The following is an 18,222-nucleotide window of genomic DNA, read 5'->3' as shown; positions in this document are numbered from 1 at the left end:
GGAGAGGCGATGGACTTGGGAGCGCTCGAGTTGGTCGCATCGCCTGCAGTAGGAGAGGCGATGGACTTGGGAGCGCCAGAGTTGGTCGCATCGCCTGCACTAGGAGAGGCGATGTACTTGGGAGCGCTCGAGTTGGTCGCATCGCCTGCAGTAGGAGAGGCGATGGACTTGGGAGCGCTCGAGTTGGTCGCATCGCCTGCAGTAGGAGAGGCGATGTACTTGGGAGCGCTCGAGTTGGTCGCATCGCCTGCAGTAGGAGAGGCGATGGACTTGGGAGCGCTCGATTCGGTCGCATCGCCTGGACTAGGAGAGGCGAAGGGCTTTGTGGCGCGGGGAACCCAGGCCTGCAACCTTTTGTCGCGCGGGCCGGAAGCAACGATATAGACCGCAGAGGCAGCGCTTCGGGGCCATAATGACCTGCGAAGCGCTTTTTTTGGCATGTAGCCGTTAGCTTGTACATAATTCCAAGGCTGTAGTGGCATACCATATTTCGCAAGCCTGATTTGTCGGTATGTCGATTAACGGATATAATATGAAGATTGTTGACGAATTAGGCTAAAATTCGACAATTTTTTTATTTGAAAACCCCTTGCAAATCCGAGTAATCCGATGTACTATGATAAAACTGTTACAAAAACAGATACAGAGATACAGTGGAGGGTGAACCTATGCTTAATCGCAACAAAAAACGCTTTACCGGCGTCATCGTCCTGGCGCTCCTCACCATGCTCGCAAGCGCGTGCTCCAGCAACAACAACGCGGAGACCGCGTCTCCCGGCGCTTCGGCGACGGCATCCGCTTCGGCATCCGGCTCGCAGCCGGCTGCTGGCGGCGAAGTCAAGGACGGCGGCAGCATGATCGTCGCGGTCGCTTCGGACCCGATCGTGTTGAACCCGAACTACGCGGGAGATCGCGTCAGCCTGACGATCGACCAAGCGCTTTACGCACCGCTGTTCCAGGTGAACAACGGCAAGAAGACGTTCTACCTGGCCGACAGCCTCGACCTGTCCGAGGACAAGCTCACCTATACGTTGAAGCTGAAGAGCGGCCTTACCTGGCATGACGGCCAGCCGCTGACCGCCGACGACGTCGTGTTTACGATCGACAAGATTCTCGACGAGTCCCAGAACAGCTTCCTGCGCGGCAACTTCATTATCGGCGGCAAGCCGGTCCAAGCGGCGAAGGTCGACGACACGACGGTCCAGCTCAAGCTGCCGCAAGTCGCGCCGGGCTTTGAAGCGACGCTCGTGCAAGTGTTCCCGATTCCGAAGCATATCTTCGAGAACGAAGCGAACATCGAGAAGAGCGACAAGAACAAATCTCCCGTCGGTTCCGGCGCGTTCAAGTTCAAAGAATACAAGACCGGCGAATACTTGACGCTCGAGCGCTTCGACGGCTACTTCGGCGGCAAGCCTCACCTCGATTCGATCACGTACCGGATCGCGAAGGATACGAATGCTGCGAACCTGGCGCTGCAAAACGGCGAAATCAACGTGAAGTATCTCGATCCTCAGGATGTATCCACGATCCAGGCGACGGGCAACTTCGACATTCTGCCCTACAGCGAGGGCCGACTGGCATACATGATGTTCAACCAGAACAGCGACACGGGCGTCCTCAACAAGAAGGAAGTCCGCGAAGCGATCGCCTATGCGCTCAACCGCGAAGAGCTGATCCAGGTTGCCTATACGTCCGCCGAGTACGCGGATCCGGCTCGCTCGTTCCTGACGCCGGACGTGCTCTACCAGACGAACGACGTACCGACCTACGACAACGACGTCGCGAAGGCGAAGGAACTGCTCAAGACGGCTGGCGTGAGCAACCTGAAGCTGCGCTTCATCGTGCAAAGCGGCAACAAGGTGCAGGAAGCGATCTCCCTGTACGTGCAGCAAAAGCTGAAGGACGCCGGCATCACGGTCGAGCTGAACAGCATGGATTCCTCGGCTTGGGTCGCGAAGTTCATCGATCCGAAGGCGACCGACTATGAACTGGCGATTACGGGCTATATCATGGGCTTCGATCCGGATGCATACAGCATGCTGTTCACGTCCGACGGATCATCCAACTACTCGCACTACAGCAATCCGGAGGTCGACGCCTTGTTCAAGCAAGGCGCGGGCGAAGGCGACGCCGCGAAGCGCGAGGAGATTTACAAGAACGCCCAGAAGATCGTCGCGGAAGATGCGGCTATCTACCCGATCGCATATACCAAGACGATCGTCGCCGTCGACAAGCGTTACGGCGGTCTTGAAGAAGCCGTGCTGAAGCCGGTGGTCATCTTTGAAGACCCGTCCAAGCTATACGTCAAATAAGCGCTGTTGAATACCGGGCGCTCAAGAAAATAAGCTGGTTCGCCAGCTTATTTTTTTGTACGTCCATCCCGGGGAGCGTACCGAATGAGACAACTGTTAGTTAGAAGGCTCTTGCAGACGATACCGCTGTTGATATTCGTCTCGATCGTCTGCTTCGCCATGATCAAGCTTGCGCCGGGCGATCCGGTGCTGTCGTTCGTCACGCCGAACATGCATGCCGAGGACATCGAGCGCATCCGCCATAATCTCGGCTTGGACAAGCCGGCGTATATCCAGTATTTTTTGTGGATCAAGGAAGCGGTGACCGGCAATCTTGGCTATTCGCTGGTCAACCATCAGCCGGTAATGGAGCAGATTCTGGACCGCTTGCCTGCAACGGCCGGGCTGATGGGTGCCGCACTGGCGCTCGCCGTGCTGCTGGCGATCCCGCTCGGTCTGCTGGCCGGCGCCTATCGCGGCCGCTGGATCGACAAGCTCGTCAACCTGGTCGCCTACGTCGGAATCTCGGTTCCGCTGTTCTGGCTCGCCATTTTGCTGATCTATTATTTTTCCATCCACCTGCACTGGCTTCCGAGCATGGGCATGCGCACGATCGGCGTGAACAGCGCGTTCGACGTACTGAAGCACGGCATCATGCCTTGCGTCGTGCTGGCGTTCAGCTTTCTGGCGATCTACGTCCGATATATCCGGTCGAGTACGATCGGACAGCTGCGCGAGGATTACGTGCAAATTCAATACGCGTTCGGCTCGACCAAGCGCATCGTGCTCCTGCGTCACGTGATGAAGCACGTGCTGCTGCCGATCATCACACTGCTCGGCATGTCGATGGGCGAGCTGGTCGCCGGCGCGATCGTGACGGAGACGGTGTTCTCCTGGCCGGGCATCGGCTCGCTTGGGATGACGGCGGTCCGGGGCATGGATTATCCGGTCATCATGGGCATCACGCTGTTCTCCTCCATCATGCTCATCCTGGGCAATCTGGCCGCGGATCTGCTGTACGGCGTGGCGGACCCGAGAATCAATTCAAAGAGGTGAACACATGAACCGGAGCAAATGGCGAAGCGTCGCGGACGAGCTGCGGTCGAGCGTATTCGGAATCGCAGGCATCGTAATTCTCATCCTATTCACGATCGCGGCCGCGCTGGCCTTTCTGTCCCCGCACGATCCGAACGCGCTGAATGCGCTCGAGCGCTTAAAGCCGCCGAGCGGGGCGCATTGGTTCGGGACTGACGACTACGGGCGCGATTATTTTACGAGGGCTTTGTACGGCGGCCGCGTCTCGCTCACGGTCGGCTTCGCGTCGATGATCCTCGCGACGGGGATCGGCGTTGTCGTCGGCGTCGTGAGCGGCTATTTCGGCGGCTGGATCGATAACCTGCTCATGCGGCTCGTCGAAGTCGTCATGTCGATCCCTTCCTTTCTCATCTTGCTGCTGCTGAGCGTGTTCCTGAAGCCCAGCGTCAGCAATTTGATTATCATTATCTCGCTCCTCATGTGGATGAACATTGCACGGATCGTCAGGGCGGAGACGATGTCGCTCAAGGAGCGGGAGTACGTGCTGTATGCGCGAGCGTCGGGCCAGGGCGCCTTCGGCATCGTCCGCAGACACATCCTGCCCAACCTGATGCCGGTCGTCATCGTCGGCGCCACGAACAACATCGCCTCCGCGATCATGATGGAATCGTCGCTCAGCTTCCTCGGCTTCGGCGTCCAGGCGCCGAACGCGACGTGGGGCAGCATGCTGAACAACGCCCAGGGTTTGATCGGGCAGGCGCCTTACCTGGCGGTGTTTCCAGGCTTGTTCATCCTGCTCACGGTGCTTAGCTTCAACGTGCTGGGCGACATTCTGCGCGTCGGCTTCGAGCCGAAGCTGGTGAAGCGCTAGGGTGTGAGTTAGGGGGAGATTCAGATTCGCTCCCCGACTGAGGTCGTATTAGGGCGACACAGATGGAAGGCAAGGCATCACGCAATGTAAAAGGAGGGAACGGGACATGACGGAACGGCTGCTAGAAATGGAGGATCTCCGCGTGTCGTTCTACTCCCGGAGCGGGGAGAACCAGGCTGTGCGGGGCGTGAGCCTTCATGTAGACGCGGGGGAGACGGTCGGCATCGTCGGCGAGTCCGGCAGCGGGAAAAGCGTGACGGCGAAGGCGGCGCTGGGCCTCATCGGTCCGCCGGGCCGCGTCATCGGCGGCGACATCCGTTATCGCGGCGAGAGTCTGCTGGGCTGGTCGGACAGCCGCTGGCGCAAGCTGCGGGGCAATCGGATCGCGATGGTATTCCAGGATCCGATGACGGCGCTCAATCCGGTAAAAAAGATCGGCGCGCAGATGACGGAAGTTATCCGCAGGCACCGCGGGCTCGGTAAAGATGCCGCGAGGCTGGAGGCGGCAGCCAAGCTGCGCGAGGTCGGCATCAGCGAGCCCGAGCGTCGGCTGGAGCAGTATCCGCACGAGTTCAGCGGCGGCATGCGTCAGCGGGTCATGATCGCGATGGCGCTCTCCTGCGAGCCCGAGCTGCTGCTCGCCGACGAGCCCACGACGGCGCTGGACGTGACGATCCAAGCGCAGATCCTCGATCTGCTGAAGGATATCAAGGCCCGGTCGAACATGGGCATCGTGCTGATTACGCACGATCTCGGCGTGGTCGCCCAAGTGTGCACGCGGGTCGTCGTCATGTACGGCGGCATGGTGATGGAGGAAGGGACCGTCGAAGATATCTTCTACCGGCCGGGCCATCCGTACACGCAAGGACTGCTGAAATCGGTGCCGAAGCGCGGGGGCGGCACGCGCGAGCGGCTTGTGCCGATCGAGGGCACGCCCCCGGATCTGCTGGATCCGCCGCCGGGCTGCCCGTTCATCGAGCGCTGCCCGCATGCTTTCGGCAAGTGCACGGAGCGACCGCCGCTGTTCGAGCTCGGCGAAGGCCACCGCGCGCTGTGCTGGCTGCACGATGCGGAGCATGCTGCCCACGGGAAATCGGGCGGGGACAAAACGGGCGCGGTCCTGACCGGGAGCGACGGCCCTGACGAAGGTGCGCGCGAGAGCGGCAAAGGCGAAAATGGTGCCGGCGAGAGCGGGAGGAGGGATTCGGATGGATAAAGCGGCCAAGACGCTGGTCGACGTCCGGGGTCTCAAGAAGCACTTTGCCAAGGAAAAGGATGTCTGGGGCAGAACGACGCAGGTGCTGAAGGCGGTCGACGGCGTGAGCTTCGGCATTCGCAAAGGCGAGACGTTCGGCCTTGTGGGCGAGTCGGGCAGCGGGAAGTCGACGGTCGGTCGCTGCTTGCTTCGGCTGTACGATTATACCGAGGGCGAAGTCCTTTACGACGGACAGCCGCTATCCGCACTGGACGACAAGGCGCTGCGGCCATTCCGGCGGCGGATCCAGAGCATTTTCCAGGACCCGTACTCGTCGCTGAACCCGGGCATGAACGTGCTGGAGCTGGTCGGCGAGCCGATGGACATTCACGGCGTGCATACAGGCAGCGCCCGCAAGGAAGCGATCGCGGAGCTGCTTGTGAAGGTCGGTCTCAAGCCGGAGCATCTGACCCGTTATCCGCATGAGTTCAGCGGCGGGCAGCGGCAGCGGCTGTCGATCGCAAGGGCGCTCTCGGTCCGGCCGGAATTCGTCGTCTGCGACGAGCCGATCTCGGCGCTCGACGTATCCGTGCAGGCCCAGGTCGTGAACATGCTCGAGGATCTTCAGGCCGAATTCGGCCTGACGTACCTCTTTATCGCGCACGACTTGTCGATGGTCCGCCATATCTCCGACCGGATCGGCGTCATGTACGGCGGCCGTCTCGTCGAGGTGGCGGACAGTGATGAGCTGTACGACAATCCGCTGCACCCGTACACGCAGGCGCTGCTGTCGGCGATCCCGGTCCCTGACCCGCGGGCAGCGGCCAAGCGAATCGCTTGGGACCGCGCGGCGTGGACCGGCGAAGGCGCTCCGCTGCGCGAGGTCGGACCGGGGCACTTCGCCGCGATTCCGTGAGTCGCGCGGGGGTGTTATAGGCACGGCGACTGCCGTCGGAGCAAGCGAGAATAGCGTGGCTGCAGCGGCAGAAGGCACGGAGGCGTGACGTGCAAGCGAGGGATGTGCTGCAGCGCGAGTTGAGCAACCATTTCAAAGAGTCAAGGTGAAGGAGCGGATGAAGCATGAGCACGACAAATCAGGCGAAGCTGTCCCAGTGGGACGCCTTGTTGGTAGAGTCGCTGAAGTCGCGGGGATGGACGAGCGAGGAGCTGATCGCGCGCGTTCGGTCGGGCGAGCTGCCGATCGACGAGAGTCCGTTTCAGTTTAAATACGAGGCGCTCTCGGCATTTGCTGCGGAAGAGCCCGAGACGTTCGAAGCGGCAGTAACGCACGGATACCAGATCAAGTACAACACGGTTCGGGGCATTCACAGCTGGATCCGCGTCGCGCTCGGCCTTCAGCCGGAGCTCCTGCTGGAGGCAGGGGCCGAGGCAGTCCGCGCCTCGTTGAAGCCCGACGAGAAGGCGCGTCTGGCTTCCGTCCTGTCCTTTGGCTGGCAGGTTCGCGAGGAAGAGGAGAAGTCGGCGGAGGCTTCCGGCGAAGCCCGTAGCGTCTACCTGATCGAACCGATTCAGCGGTAAGTTTCGTTGACAGATTATCCAGCCTTGTCCATAATGGAGATAAGAATGAACGCGGGGAAGCGCCCCGTCAGAGCCGAACACGTCATGTGTCGCTTTGACGGGGCTTTTTTGCTAAAGGGAGGACGTTTGCCATGGATAAAAAAAAGGAATGGGAAGCCGCAATCCGAGAAAAGCGCGTGACGTACGATATTTACGCGGAGCTGCCGGAGGACGGACAGCGTTACGAGGTGCTGGACGGAGCGCTCGAACTGATGTCGGGTCCTTCGCTCGTGCATCAGATACTGGGAGGCAAGTTGACTTATCTCACGACGCAAAGTTGCGGCACTGATTATTTTATCCTAACAGCGCCCCTCGACGTCATTTTAAGCCCGAGAAATGTAACGCAGCCGGACGTCACTTTCATCCATCGGGGCCGTACGGACATCATGACGATGCGCGGCATCGAAGGCGCGCCCGATCTGGTCGTGGAGGTGCTGTCGCCAGGCTCCAGGCACAGGGACAAGGTGCGGAAGCTGGACATCTACGGGAAGCACGGCGTGCAAGAGTATTGGATTCTCGATCCGGTGGCTCGAACGCTGGAGCGTTACGAGCAGGAAGGCAGCCGTCTGACGCTGATCGAGCTGTTCGAGGGAGAGGATCGCGTCGTATCGGACAAGCTGCCATGTATCTCGTTTGCCTTGAGCGAACTATTCGCTGAGGAGCAAATCGGCCGTTTACTCGCGGGCGGCTGAAGCCAAACGATACGCCGACCCCCTGTGAGGGGCAGGTTGTTCCAACCGTTTGACACGCCGATTCCCGCGCTTATATATTAAGGCGGTAAAGGAATAAAGCAGCCCAACGGCTCAGAGGAGAGATCGGACGCGTGAGCATTCAATTCAAGTGTTTTCCGGGAGGCCGGCGTAAGGCGGTTACGTTCAGTTTCGACGACGGCAGGGTACAAGACCGCAGGCTGGTCGAGGTGATGAACCGTTATGGCCTCAAAGGGACGTTTCACCTTAACTCAGGAAAGCTGGACAAAGAGGGCTTTATTACTTCGGAAGAAATTGCGGAGCTGTTTGCGGGGCACGAGGTGTCGGGTCATTCGATCAACCATCCGTTTCTGGACCTGCTTCCGACCGATGGGCTGGCCGGAGAGATCGCCGGGGACCGCCAGGCACTGGAGCGTCTGGCAGGGTACCCCATCAAAGGCATGAGTTATCCGTTCGGTACATACGACGACCGGGTCGTCGCGGCGCTGCCTGCATTCGGCATCGAGTACGCCCGTACGGTGAAGAGCCACGGCGGTTTCGAGCTGCCTGCGGATTTCCTGCGCTGGCATCCGACCTGTCATCACAAGCAGATGGTTGAACGCACGGAGGCTTATCTGGAATACCAGGATTACTTCGGCAGAATGTCGCTGCTTTATATTTGGGGGCACAGCTACGAGTTCGACTCCGATGACAATTGGGATCTGGTCGATAAGGTCGGAGAACTGCTCGTCGATGCGGATGACGTTTGGAAAGCAACCAACGCCGAGATCGTCGCCTACAAGCAGGCGCTCGACCGCTTGCGCTTTACCGCCGACTGCACGATCGTGCACAATCCGTCCGCGCTCGAGGTATGGATCCAGGCCGACGGAAAGGCCGTCCCGGTCGGTCCGGGCGAGCTGAAACGTTTGTAGGCAATAAAAGGCTTGGCATGCGAGGCGAACGAGCGGTTTACTGGCATTATGGCATCTTAAACAATTTCGACAGCTAGGAGGCCCCAGTCATGACTACTCATAACGGTATGATCGAAGCAATCAGGCAGCAGGCGGCGGCAAGAGGCATTCGGCTGGATGACGTCGCTTTCCCGGACGAGATCTTGCTCGCGCCCGGCGCGTCCGCGCGACTGCCGGATTACTTGAAGGAAAAGGGACATCGGCGGGCGCTGCTCGTCGGGGACCCGATCACGATCGAGGCGGCTGGCGGAGGGCGGCTGGCGGCGGAGCTTCGGGATCGGGGGATCGCGACGGAGACGACGCTGATAACGGCCAATCCGGCGGGCGATGTCGTAGCTAACGAGGCTTCAATCGTGCAGGCGCTGCTCGACATCCAACGGTATCGGTCCGACGTTGCGGTAGCGGTCGGCGCGGGCACGCTGCACGATATCGTGCGATACGCGGCATTTTCGGCAGGTCTGCCATTCATATCAGTGCCGACGGCTCCGTCCGTCGACGGCTTCACCTCGAAGGGCGCGCCTCTCCTTATTCGGGGTGACAAGATCACCGTGCCGGCGATCGGACCGTCGGCGATCTTTGCCGACACGGACGTCTTGTCGCGGGCGCCTGCCCCGATGGTCGCGGCCGGGTTCGGGGATATGCTCGGCAAATATACGTCCCTGTTCGACTGGAAGGTCGGACACGCGATCGGCGGCGAGGACTACGACCCGTATGTCGCGGCGCTCACCGCCGGTGCGCTCGCGGAATGCGTCGCGAACGTCGAAGCAATCGGCGGGCGAACGCCGGAGGGGATCGAGACGCTGATGCGGGCACTAATCGTGTCGGGCCTCGCGATGCTGATCTTCGGTCAGTCCCATTCCGCATCCGGCGCCGAGCACCATTTGTCGCATTACTGGGAAATGGAGCTGCTGCGGACGGGGCGGCGGCAAGTGCTGCATGGGGCGAAGGTGGGCGCGGCCTGCGCCATTATTGCCGAGCATTACCGTCATTGGCTGGGCCTAGCCGCAGCGAACGACGCATCTGAGGCTGCTGCTGCGCTTAACGTCCGGCTGGGGGACCGGCTGCCGGAGATCGCCGCTTGGCTCGACGAGATCCCGACCGCGTCGCAGATCTGCGAGCTGCTGCAGATCGCCGGCGGACCCGGCGTGCCGGAAACGCTCGGCATCGGCGCCGAGCTGGTCGCGCGGTCACTTCACGAAGCCGACGAGATCCGCCCGGGACGCAAGACGCTGCTGCGTCTTATTAACGGCAGATCATAAAAAGGCTCGTTCCAAGGTCGCATGCCGGCGTCGGAGCGGCCTTTTTTCATCGATTGGCCTTCAATGCCCCCGCCGACCGGCTGCCGCGCCGCAAGTAACGTTCACCGACGCTACTTTGCCTGCGAACCCACTGCCTGCGTCGCTAGTAACGCTCACCGACGCTACGTTTCCCCGCGAACCGGCAGCCGCGCTGCCCTCCAGTCGCCTCACTTCCCCAGGTAGGTGCGCACGTACTTCCGGGGCGATACTCCTTCCGCCTGCTTGAACGCCTTGCTGAACGCGTACACGCTTCCGTACCCGACCTCCTCCGCGATCGAGGTCAGCGAGCGCCTACCGTAGATCATGAAGCCCTTCGCCTTCTCCATTCGCTGCCGGATCTGGTATTGCTGCGGCGACAACCCGAACTTTTCCTTGAACAACCGGGAGAAGTGAAACACGCTCAGGCAGGCCTGCTTGGACAGCTCATCCAGACTGACCGTCCGATTGTAATGCTCGACAATAAAGGCGACCGCCTGCTCCAGCGTTTTCTCGTGCAAGCTTAAATGCGCTTTGTGCTGCGCCTCCAGACCGGTAAGCAGAAGATGGAGAATGTGCAAAACGAGCGATTTTTGCAAAATGATAAACGCATCGTCCCGCCGGTCTGAGGCGTGGATCAGCTTCATCAGCAGCCGAAGGATCTCACCGTGGCCGCCGACGCGGATGATGTCAGGCATGCCCAGCACGCTTCCCAGGCAATCGGGGCGAACGAGCCGAAGTTCATTTTCGGAGCACTCTGCGCGCGTTTTGAAGTTGACGGGGACATCCGCGAACGAAGCATCGTCCATGACGTCAAAGTGGATATGCGGCATCCAGCATTCGCCCGAAGAACCGATAAATTCGTGCTCGACGCCGGGCTTCAGCAACAGAATGTCGCCGGGGACGAGCGTGTGCATCCGATTCTCGATACGCAGCTGCAACTCGCCTTTTTCTAAATAGAGCAGTTCGTAGTCGAAAATCATGCGCGGCTTAAGCTTCATGCCGACAGCGCGATGGTTCCAGGCCCGGCGTACGTTGGGAGACATCTGTCTCAGCAGCTCGCGCACGGTATCCGGTGTCGCAGTCATGGTCAGTCCTCCTCGATATAAAAGCAAGAACGGTTAAATAATCACAATTCGCAATAAGGAACATTTCCCGGTCATTTGCTAAAATCATTTCTGAAATCGCTATCACGTATAGCAATTTTAATTATAATCCCGCACGTCGATTCAAGCTACGGCATACGCGTGTCGATGGAGAAGGAGCTGGCTGAATTGAGCGAATTTAACGGACTGAACCTGGGGCTCGGCAATCTGGCTAGGCTGTCGGATGCCAAGACGAGATCGATCAGCGCCGAGAACTTTACGGGCGGAAAAGGGCAGGGAGCCATGGCGACGGAAGGGACGGGCGCGAATTGCGCGCGCGAGCTCGGCGTCGGCTGGAAGGTGTCTCCCTCCGTCGAGATCGAGCCGAATGCCACCTTCGTCATGGGCGAGATCGAAGGTCCGGGAGCCATCCAACATATATGGATGACGAGCGCGCCGCATCAATGGCGGAACATGATTTTGCGCTTTTACTGGGACGACGAGGAGGCGCCTTCTGTCGAGGTGCCGATGTGCGACTTCTTCTGCAACGGGTGGCAGGAGCGCGCGGACGTCAATTCGCTGCCGATCGCCGTCAATCCGGCGGGCGGCTTCAACAGCTACTGGCAAATGCCCTTTCGCCGATCCGCGCGCGTCACGATGGAAAACCGCAACACCGAAAAGGCGGTGCTCTATTACCAAATCGACTATACGCTTACCGAGGTGCCTGACGACGCGGCATACTTCCATGCACAGTGGCGGCGCAGCAGCCCGGTCGCATACAAGGACGTGCACACGATTCTGGACGGCGTCCGCGGCAAAGGCCATTACGTGGGCGTCTATCTGGCCTGGCAGGTAAACAATACGGGCTGGTGGGGCGAAGGCGAGATCAAGTTCTACATGGACGGGGATAGGGAGCATCCGACGATCTGCGGCACGGGAACCGAGGATTACTTTGGCGGGGCCTGGAATTGGGAACAGCCGCAGGGGACGTACCGCACCTATTCTACCGCGTATATGGGCATGCATCAGGTGATTAAACCCGACGGCTTGTACCGCAGCCAGCAGCGCTTCGGCATGTACCGCTGGCATGTGATGGACCCGATCCGCTTCGACAGCGACCTGCGGGTGACGATCCAGGACCTCGGCTGGCGCTCGGGCGGCCGGTATCTGCCGCAGCAGAGCGACATCGCGTCGACCGCGTTCTGGTACCAATCCGAACCGCACGCGCCGCACCCGGCGATGCCCGGCAACGATGCGCGGGAGGTCATCTGACGGATTGCGGGAAGCGATTCGGGAAGGGGACGGATCAGGCGCCGCCGGGCTCGTTTACGCGGGGACCGGCATGCAAGCGGGGCAATAGTGATGCGCCAACGTCTTATTCGGGCGAAAACGGTAGTGTGGCGCCAAATAGGAATGTGCCGACGTCTTATTTGTTGAAAAGCGGTGGTGTGGCGCGAAATAAGGATGTGCCAACGTCTTATTTGTTCAAAAATGGCGGTGAGGTGCGAAATAAGGATGTGCCAACGTCTTATTTGTTTAAAAATGGTGGTTAGGCGCGAAATAGAGCTGCAGCCAACGTCTTATTCGCGTGAAATCGGTAGGTGCCAACGGAATAACAATATGCTGTCGTCTAATTCGACCAAACCAAAGAGAGCGGCCCCGTCCAGCCGGAGAGATCCGGCGGAAGGGGCCGCTCTTCCGTTTACAGCGCCGGCGCCGCTCCGCCGTCGATGTTGACTGAGGTGCCCGATACGTAAGAGGCCGCGCCGGAAACGAGAAACGCAATCACGCGCGCAGCCTCTTCGGTGTCGCCGATACGGCCGAGCGGGATGCCGTGCTTCGGATCGCGCGCGTACTGCTCCCAAGGCACGTCCGGCGCTTCGCGCTGCCACTTGGCCTCGATCTGGCCGCTGCGGATGAGCCCGATGCAGACGGTGTTGACGCGAATGCCGTCGGCAGCCAGATCGCGGCTGAGCGCCTTCGTCAGCGCGAGACCCGCAGCGCGGCTGACCGAGGTCGGCAGCGAGGAAGGGCCCGGCGTCTTGGCGAAGGCGGCGGTGACGTTGACGATGGCGCCCGTGCCGCTGCGCTTCAAGTATGGCAGCGCCGACTGCGTGAAGCGGATCGCGCCGAACAGCTTGAGATCCATGTCGTCGCGCCAGACGGCGGGCTCGACCTTTTCGAATGGCGCCGCGTTCGACGTCCCTGCGTTGTTGACCAGAATATCGATGCCGCCGAAGCGCTCCGCCGCCTTGACGACCGTATATTCCACGTCGCTGTCGCTCGTTACGTCGGCGACGATCGCCAGCGGCTCATGCCCCGTTTTTTCCTTGATGAGCGCTTCCGCCTTTTCCAGCTCGTCCGCCCCGCGGGCGACGATGACGACGTTCGCGCCTTCCTCCGCCAGCAGCAGGGCCGTATGCAGCCCGATCCCCTTGCTTCCGCCCGTAATAATCGCGGTCTTGCCTCGCAGTCCCAATTCCATAATCGTACCTCCTCGTTAGCTATGCGCTTACGCTTGTGCCGCTCCGCCGTCCGACTTCTGTTCGAGCGCCGTCCGCAGCACCTTCTCCACCTTGGACAAATGCAGCCCGATCCGCTCCGAAGCCCGTTCCGCGTCCCGCGTCTCGATCGCCTCGTAGATACCGCGATGCTCCTCCAGCAGCCTGGAAGCCTCGGCCTGCTCCTGATAGAACCACAGCTCCCGCGTCCGCCCGATCGTCTCGGACAGCCGCTGCGAGATCGAATCCATCAGCTGGTTCAGCACGGGATTGCCCGAGGCTGCCGCTATCGCCTGATGAAACGCGAGATCTGCGCGTTCCCCGCCCTCGGCATCGTCCTCCCGGAGCGCCCGCTCCATCCGCGCCAAAATCTCGCGCAGCCTCGCAAGGTCGTCCTCGCCCCGCTTTAAGGCCGCCAACTCGGCCGTTCCGCGCTCGAGTATTTTGCGTACCTCCAAAATCTCCATCACCGCTTCCGCGCCTTGGGAGAGATCGAAGAGAGAGCCCATCGCCTCGCCGGGAAGCGACTTGGCCACATACGTCCCGCCGCCGTGTCGCACGTCCAACCAGCCCATCGCCTTAAGCGCGCTGATCGCCTCCCGGATGGTCGAGCGGCCTACGCCGTAGGCTTCGGCAAGCTTTTCGAGAGAAGGCAGCTTCTGCCCGGGCACAAGCTCTCCGCGTTCCAGCTGCTGACGAATATGGCGCGAGACGATTTCATGTCCTTTTTGCGTCTCGATCTTGGTCGGTCGCATGTCCAGCGCTCCTTGCGTGTTCGATATCGTCGGACGGCGCTTATGGCCGTTGATATGTATTAGCATAAATGATTTACCGGAAAAAGTCTTGGCGCGAGAGAGAGCGGCCGCGGGGGCGCGGAAACGGGAGGAGGTTCGACAGCTGTCTGCGAGCGGCCTTGACTGCGTTGAAGACGCAGTCACGCGGGAGGCGCAAGGAAGAAGCCGCGGCAAATCGCCGCGGCTCCCGAAAGCATTATGAATTCTTTTTTTCCTCGGCGGACTTATGGTTCGTAAACGTCTCCTCGACCGAATCGACCATTTCCTCCACCGCTTCGCTCACCATGTCCGTCGCCAACAAATCTTCGTTGCCCTGCGGCGTCGGGGACGAGGCTTCGGTATAGGATTCGACGTCTCCGTCTTTGCGAATCATGGGAATCCCTCCTTTAGCATCATATCTATGATTACCCAGACCAGGCGCCCCATACCCATCTGGACACGCGCCGCAGAAAAAGGGATTTACGAAAAGGGAACAAACCGTTACAATAAAAGTCATCAGATGACCTGAACAATTAGGGGTGAAACGTAACATGGCGGAAAAGGCGCTAGCGTCCAAACTGCGTGCCATTGTCGGCGATCGTTACTATAGAGAGGATATGGAGGCCCGCGTCGCGCATTCTTACGATGGAACGCCGATGCTGCAGGCGCTTCCCGACGGTGTCGTCTATCCGGCTTCGACCGCAGAAGTCGCTGCTGTCATGAAGGTTCTGGCCGAGCACCGCGTGCCGCTGGTCAGCAGGGGCTCCGGATCGAACCTGTGCGGCGGCACGGTTCCGCTGGAGGGCGGCATCGTTATGGTCATGCACCGGATGAACCGCATTCTCGAGGTCGATCTCGAAAATCTGACGGCGACCGTGCAGCCGGGTCTCATCACGGCCGAATTCATCGCGCACATCGAGTCGCTCGGGCTGTTCTATCCGCCGGATCCGAGCAGCATGCGCATCTCGACGATCGGAGGCAACATCGCGGAGTGCTCGGGCGGCTTGCGCGGGCTCAAGTACGGCACGACCAAGGACTACGTCATCGGCCTTGAAGCCGTGCTCGCGAGCGGAGAGATCATCCGCACGGGCGGCAAGCTGATGAAGGACGTGGCCGGCTACGACCTGACCAAGCTGCTGGTCGGCTCTGAGGGCACGCTGGCGATCATTACCGAGGCGACGCTGAAGCTCGTCCCGCCGCCGCGCGCCAAGAAGACGATGCTCGCGATGTACCGCGACCTTTACGGCGCGGCGCGCACCGTCTCGCGCATTATCGAGGCGCGGATCATTCCGGCGACGCTCGAGTTCATGGACAATCCGACGATCCGCGTCGTCGACGACTTCGCGAAGCTCGGCCTGCCGCTCGACATGGAGGCGATCCTTCTCATCGAGCAGGACGGCGATCCCGAAGCGGTGGAGCGGGACATCGCACTGATCGAAGAGATCTGCATCGCGGAGCGCGCCGACCGGGTGCAGGTGGCAGCCGACCGCGAGGAGGCGGAGCGGCTGCTGACCGCAAGGCGGAGCGCGTTCACCGCGCTTGCGCGGCTGCGTCCGACGACGATCCTCGAGGACGCGACCGTGCCGCGCTCGAAGATCGCGGACATGGTGCTGCGCATCAATGAGATCGCGCGCAAGTACAACGTCACGATCGCGACGTTCGGCCACGCCGGCGACGGCAACCTGCATCCGACGGCGACGACGGACGCGCGCGATCATGACGAGGTGCACCGGGTCGAGCAGGCGTTCGCGGAAATTTTCGAAGCGTCCATCGAGCTCGGCGGCACGATCACGGGCGAGCACGGCGTAGGCATCGTCAAGGCGCCCTATCTCGAGTGGAAGGTCGGGTCCGCGGGCCTCGACATGATGAAGGGCATCAAGCAGGCGTTCGATCCGCACAGACTGCTCAACCCCGGCAAGCTGTTCGCCAAGGAGACGAGAAAAAGGGTGGTGCTGCAGCATGAGTAGTCAAACCTTCGGCAAGCCCGACATCGAGCATGCGAACCCGCTCGCGCGCACGATGCTGAAAAAGCTCGATTACGACCAGCTTACCAACTGCATGCGCTGCGGCTTCTGCCTGCCGGCTTGTCCGACCTTCCGCGAGACGGGCGTCGAGCCCGAATCGCCTCGCGGCCGGATCGCGCTCATGAAGGCCGTCGTAGACGGCGTGATGGAGCCCGACAAGGCGTTCGAGGACCAGATGAACCACTGCCTCGGCTGCCGCGCCTGCGAGCCGGTCTGCCCGGCCGACGTCAAGTACGGCCAGCTGATCGAGCAGACGCGCGACGCCATCGAGGACCATGCCAAGCACGGCGCGATCGTGAGCGGGACGCGCAAGCTGTTTTTCCGCGGCGTATTCCCGCACCAGAACCGGATGAAGCTGCTGGGCCGGTCGCTCCGGCTTTACCAGAAGTCCGGTCTGCAAAAGGTTGCGCGCGGCACGGGCATCATGAAGCTGTTCCCCGCCCATATGCGGGAGATGGAGCAGATCTTGCCGGAAGCGGCGTCCCAGGGCGTCGTCGAGCGGATCGGCGAACGCTATCCCGCCAAGGGCCAGCGGATCGCGACGGTCGCCTTGTTCAGAGGCTGCATTATGGACGTCCTGTTCGCCGACACCAACGTCAACACGGTGAAGCTGTTGTCCGAAGCGGGGTTCGACGTGGTTATCCCCAAGACGCAGGGCTGCTGCGGCGCGCTTCACGCGCATAGCGGAGAGATGGATCAGGCACGTGAGCTCGCCAGGGTCAACGTCAAAGCGTTCAAGGATGCCGGCGTCGACTATATCGTCAGCAATGCCGGCGGCTGCGGCGCCCTGCTCGTCGAGTACGATCACCTGCTGCACGAGGACGAATCCTGGGCGGAAGACGCAGCCTGGTTCGCGAAGCGGGTCGTCGACATCAGCACCATCTTGGTGGACAAGGGCCGCGTGCCTGCCTTTGCTGAAGAAGCGGCTAAAGGCGCGGTGTCGGAGGCAGTCGCGGAGACAGGGGCTGCGGCAACGATCACGTACCAGGATTCCTGTCACCTGCGCAATGTCATGAAGGGCTCCACCGCGCCGCGCAAGCTCATGAAGTCGGTAAAGGGCGCGCACTTCTGCGAAATGCGGGACTCCGACCGCTGCTGCGGATCGGCGGGCATCTACAACGTCACGCAGCCCGAGATGGCCGGCCAGCTTCTCGAGCACAAGATGGAGCATGCCAACGCCACGGAGGCGCAGTATCTGCTCACCAGCAATCCGGGCTGTCTGCTGCAGATGAAGCTGGGTATCGACAAGCACGGCCGCGGCGGCGACATGAAGGCGATGCATATCGTGGATTACTTGTACGAGCGGATCGCGCGTCCCGGCGACGAGGCGTAATTAAATTTCGACGAATCGAATGCGGCGCGTGCGCACGGGCGGTCGAGCCTATATAATGATAGTTAAACAGTCTAGGAGGTTCGCCCCTTGAGGAAGTATAACTTCATCCGCCCGGTGCTGCTCATCGTGACCGCGCTGCTCGTCAGAAGCCTGGTCACCAACGTCTGCTTGCTGCTGGGCATGGAGCCCGATCCGGCCAGCAGCGTAGGCTTCATGGCCATGATCGTCGCCGCCTTCATTATTTTCTCCCGCATGAACAAGCGCCGCCGCAAGCCTTCGGACAAGTGAAGGCCGCCCGCATGCAAGCGTCTTTTTAACGCATAGATCCGTATAGGCTTTGAGAGGCTGTCCCGACATGTCATGGCATGAGCGGGACGGTCTCTTTTTGCTATTAAGGAAAGTATGAAATGCGCAACACCAGGCCAATCGATGAACCGGTAATTGCAAGGAGAGAAGAGTCGGTGCTTTCCATCCTGACGCGGGCGGCGGCGATTCGCGGACAAGCAGGCGCGCTAGCGGCGTGCCGGCGCTTTTCGGATGTTTCGCGGGCGAAAAGCCTGCATTCATACATGTATTTTCTACCGACCAACGACACTTGATGA

The 18,222-nt window shown here is 60.7% G+C and carries 18 protein-coding genes; 14 read left to right on the top strand and 4 right to left on the bottom strand.

Going from position 1 to position 18,222, the window contains the following annotated elements; genetic code table 11:
* The 10 genes from ACFSR7_RS05545 to ACFSR7_RS05500 all read left to right on the top strand — a co-directional run.
* A partial coding sequence (locus ACFSR7_RS05545; RefSeq protein WP_378159541.1) for a hypothetical protein occupies positions 1-384 on the top strand: 384 nt, incomplete at its 5' end.
* 284 nt (positions 385-668) lie between these two features.
* A complete protein-coding gene (locus ACFSR7_RS05540; protein ID WP_378159540.1) occupies positions 669-2,312 on the top strand; it encodes an ABC transporter substrate-binding protein in 1,644 nt (547 codons plus the stop codon).
* Positions 2,313-2,396: 84 nt separating this feature from the next.
* A complete protein-coding gene (locus tag ACFSR7_RS05535) occupies positions 2,397-3,347 on the top strand; it encodes an ABC transporter permease (RefSeq protein ID WP_378159539.1) in 951 nt (316 codons plus the stop codon).
* 4 nt (positions 3,348-3,351) lie between these two features.
* Entirely contained in the window at positions 3,352-4,197 is an 846-nt protein-coding gene (locus ACFSR7_RS05530; protein WP_378159538.1) for an ABC transporter permease, read from the top strand.
* A gap of 106 nt (positions 4,198-4,303) precedes the next feature.
* The gene (locus ACFSR7_RS05525; RefSeq protein ID WP_378159537.1) at positions 4,304-5,413 is read left to right on the top strand and encodes an ABC transporter ATP-binding protein; all 1,110 of its coding nucleotides are present in this window, start codon (positions 4,304-4,306) and stop codon (positions 5,411-5,413) included.
* Positions 5,406-6,308, top strand: a complete 903-nt coding sequence (locus ACFSR7_RS05520) for an ABC transporter ATP-binding protein (RefSeq protein WP_378159536.1) — start codon at positions 5,406-5,408, stop codon at positions 6,306-6,308. Before ACFSR7_RS05525 ends, ACFSR7_RS05520 begins: the two co-directional genes overlap by 8 nt.
* A 164-nt stretch (positions 6,309-6,472) precedes the next feature.
* Complete coding sequence (locus ACFSR7_RS05515; protein ID WP_378159535.1) at positions 6,473-6,931, top strand: hypothetical protein; 459 nt, start codon at positions 6,473-6,475, stop codon at positions 6,929-6,931.
* 131 nt (positions 6,932-7,062) lie between these two features.
* Positions 7,063-7,662, top strand: a complete 600-nt coding sequence (locus tag ACFSR7_RS05510) for a Uma2 family endonuclease (RefSeq protein WP_378159534.1) — start codon at positions 7,063-7,065, stop codon at positions 7,660-7,662.
* Positions 7,663-7,793: 131 nt separating this feature from the next.
* The gene (locus ACFSR7_RS05505; protein ID WP_378159533.1) at positions 7,794-8,591 is read left to right on the top strand and encodes a polysaccharide deacetylase family protein; all 798 of its coding nucleotides are present in this window, start codon (positions 7,794-7,796) and stop codon (positions 8,589-8,591) included.
* Between the two features lie 89 nt (positions 8,592-8,680).
* Positions 8,681-9,889, top strand: a complete 1,209-nt coding sequence (locus ACFSR7_RS05500) for a sn-glycerol-1-phosphate dehydrogenase (protein WP_378159532.1) — start codon at positions 8,681-8,683, stop codon at positions 9,887-9,889.
* Positions 9,890-10,095: 206 nt separating this feature from the next.
* Here the strand turns inward: ACFSR7_RS05500 and ACFSR7_RS05495 are convergent, their stop codons facing one another.
* The gene (locus ACFSR7_RS05495; protein ID WP_378159531.1) at positions 10,096-10,992 is read right to left on the bottom strand and encodes a helix-turn-helix domain-containing protein; all 897 of its coding nucleotides are present in this window, start codon (positions 10,990-10,992) and stop codon (positions 10,096-10,098) included.
* 186 nt (positions 10,993-11,178) lie between these two features.
* Between ACFSR7_RS05495 and ACFSR7_RS05490 the strand changes: the two genes are divergently transcribed.
* A complete protein-coding gene (locus tag ACFSR7_RS05490; protein ID WP_378159530.1) occupies positions 11,179-12,261 on the top strand; it encodes a glycoside hydrolase family 172 protein in 1,083 nt (360 codons plus the stop codon).
* Positions 12,262-12,691: 430 nt separating this feature from the next.
* Here ACFSR7_RS05490 and ACFSR7_RS05485 read toward each other — a convergent pair whose 3' ends face one another.
* The 3 genes from ACFSR7_RS05485 to ACFSR7_RS05475 form a co-directional block, all read right to left on the bottom strand.
* Positions 12,692-13,474, bottom strand: coding sequence for an SDR family NAD(P)-dependent oxidoreductase (locus ACFSR7_RS05485; RefSeq protein WP_378159529.1), 783 nt, complete (start codon positions 13,472-13,474; stop codon positions 12,692-12,694).
* A gap of 27 nt (positions 13,475-13,501) precedes the next feature.
* Entirely contained in the window at positions 13,502-14,245 is a 744-nt protein-coding gene (locus ACFSR7_RS05480) for a FadR/GntR family transcriptional regulator (protein WP_378159528.1), read from the bottom strand.
* Positions 14,246-14,480: 235 nt separating this feature from the next.
* Positions 14,481-14,657 carry a hypothetical protein gene (locus tag ACFSR7_RS05475; protein WP_378159527.1) on the bottom strand — a complete coding sequence of 59 codons (177 nt, stop codon included), beginning with the start codon at positions 14,655-14,657 and terminating at the stop codon, positions 14,481-14,483.
* Positions 14,658-14,814: 157 nt separating this feature from the next.
* On the opposite strand from ACFSR7_RS05475, the gene ACFSR7_RS05470 reads away from it, so the two are divergent.
* From ACFSR7_RS05470 to ACFSR7_RS05460, 3 genes are all read left to right on the top strand, one after another.
* Positions 14,815-16,230, top strand: coding sequence for an FAD-linked oxidase C-terminal domain-containing protein (locus tag ACFSR7_RS05470; RefSeq protein ID WP_282906918.1), 1,416 nt, complete (start codon positions 14,815-14,817; stop codon positions 16,228-16,230).
* Positions 16,223-17,620, top strand: coding sequence for a (Fe-S)-binding protein (locus tag ACFSR7_RS05465; protein ID WP_378159526.1), 1,398 nt, complete (start codon positions 16,223-16,225; stop codon positions 17,618-17,620). The genes ACFSR7_RS05470 and ACFSR7_RS05465 overlap by 8 nt, the downstream gene beginning before the upstream one ends.
* 87 nt (positions 17,621-17,707) lie before the next feature.
* The gene (locus ACFSR7_RS05460) at positions 17,708-17,908 is read left to right on the top strand and encodes a hypothetical protein (RefSeq protein ID WP_378123854.1); all 201 of its coding nucleotides are present in this window, start codon (positions 17,708-17,710) and stop codon (positions 17,906-17,908) included.
* Positions 17,909-18,222 lie beyond the last annotated feature (314 nt).

Origin of the sequence: Cohnella sp. GCM10020058 (genome assembly GCF_042683485.1) — a bacterium.
Lineage (GTDB): Bacteria > Bacillota > Bacilli > Paenibacillales > Paenibacillaceae > Cohnella.
The sequence above is the reverse complement of the archived record's forward strand: the minus strand, read 5'-3'. Positions and strand labels throughout refer to the sequence as shown.